Here is a 2,015-nt window from a genome sequence, read left to right as displayed (position 1 = left end):
GCCTCCATGGAGGCCCTTTTAACATAAACTATAAGCAAACTAAACATTTTAAAATTTATACGTCAATGTTGTCATGAAACTTCTTGGAGGAATTGGATTCACACTGTAGTTTTCATGGATATAATAATTGAAAGCATTATTAACATTAGACATTTTAGCTAAAATGCTCCATTTTTTATATGTATAACCAGCAGAGATATCTACTGTTGTGAATGGGCTAACAGTAATTAAACGGTCAACAACATCTCTCACATTGATTTTTGTATTATTCCAACCGGCATTTCTTCTTCCAGTGTAAAATGCAGAAACCCCAAATTTCAGACCTTTAGCACCACCATTTTGCAAAGTATAGAAAATAGTTCCATTGGCTGTATGTGCTGTTGTTCCCACCAGACGCACATCTTCCTCATTACCAGAAACCTCCGTAACTTTAGAACTACCGTTGACAACAGTCGTGATCTTTGTGATCGGACTTGTCTCCGTATAGCGCATGTAGTTGTACGAGTATCCGGCCAAGATATCTAGTCCTGGTAAGATAGAACCAGTTACATCTACTTCAACTCCATCTGAAGATGTTTTACCAGAAAACTCTTTCATGTTTGTATCACCATTATCAGTTCCATCAGATTTCACCAATAATTGCTGAGCAAAGCGATTGTTATTGATTCTGTAAACCGATGCATTCAGGGTTAAACGACCATTGAAGAAATCATTTTTAACACCTGCTTCGTACTGATCAATCGTTGAAGGCCCCATTGGCTTATAATCAACATCATAACCTGCGTTTGATGTGAAGTTATTCGCGTAAGTTACATAAACACTAGAGCTCTTAATCGGTTGATAAATCAAACCAAATTTTGGCGACCATGCCTGATCAACTTTAGCACCAAGTTCATTTTTGTTTGCATCTAGGTTCTTTACTTCCTCTGTTTCACCAGTTGCATAGGTGTATTTATCTGCATATGGAGTTCTTTGGTAAGTATAACGTAATCCCGCTAATACTTTGAATTTTTCCGAAACTTCAATTAAATCTTGAAAAAATACACCATAACGGTAAATATTAGTCGTTGTTCTGGTCAAATACTCTGCACCAGGCATATCTGTGCGCAAACCTTTGCCAGAAGGTAAATGAGCCGCCGTTTCACTCGGATTAAAGACATAAATAGAATCATAAACATTGACTTTTAATGCCCCTTGCTTATCATAATAATTAATACCGTCTATAAAGTATGCATATGCTTTTGTATTAGACTGATCAGCATCAGCTCCGATTAAGATCTTATGCTTGATAGCACCTGTTTTAAAAGTTCCGGTTAAATTCAACTGCTGATTGAAAGTAAGTTCATCCGATTTTGAACGCGTCAAATTACGTGGCGCGATACCCTGTGCATTTGCTTGAACCCTATCCGATCCGTAGTAATCACGTCCATAACTTTGATAACTCGCAATTGCATTCAACTTCCAGTTATCATTAAACTGATGATTTAAGTTGATCTGCCATTTGTGGTATTGGTTTTATTATATGCCCACAAGGTATTCATAAAAGTATTGCGACCAACATCCTGATTCAATTTACCGTCTACCGATCCAATACCAAAATCTGGTGTGTAATCGCTTTTTAGGTAATCAAACATAAAGTTGATATCCGTACGGTCATTGATCTTATATAAAATAGAAGGATTGACATACAATCTTTTTGAGTCGACATGATCTCTAAAACTTCCAGATTTTTCATAGGTACTGATTACACGGAAAGCAACCTTATCTGAAATAGGCCCGTACACATCAACCGTTGGTTTGTAAAAATCATAACTTCCAACACGGAATGAAGCTTCACCCCCATATTCAAATTTAGGTTTCTTAGTTACTAAATTCACGACAGCACCCCCAGTTACACCACCATATAATAATGCGGCACTACCTTTCAATATTTCTACCGACTCTAAAGTACTCGCTTCAATAGATCCACCGTTATTGGTACGTGCACCATTTTTGAAAATATTATTCGCACCAAG

General features: G+C 37.0%; 2 protein-coding genes. Both read right to left on the bottom strand.

The genetic code is table 11. The features are described from left to right. Window positions 1–48 precede the first annotated feature (48 nt). Complete coding sequence (locus tag L950_RS25130) at window positions 49–1,458, bottom strand: TonB-dependent siderophore receptor (protein WP_021189959.1); 1,410 nt, start codon at window positions 1,456–1,458, stop codon at window positions 49–51. 26 nt (window positions 1,459–1,484) lie between these two features. Beyond that, window positions 1,485–2,015 (bottom strand): TonB-dependent siderophore receptor (locus tag L950_RS34680; RefSeq protein WP_410528163.1); only part of this gene is annotated, 531 nt, incomplete at its 5' end.

The organism is Sphingobacterium sp. IITKGP-BTPF85, from assembly GCF_001006065.1.
Classification (GTDB): Bacteria; Bacteroidota; Bacteroidia; order Sphingobacteriales; family Sphingobacteriaceae; genus Sphingobacterium; species Sphingobacterium anhuiense.
This window is presented reverse-complemented; position numbering and strand designations above follow the sequence as displayed.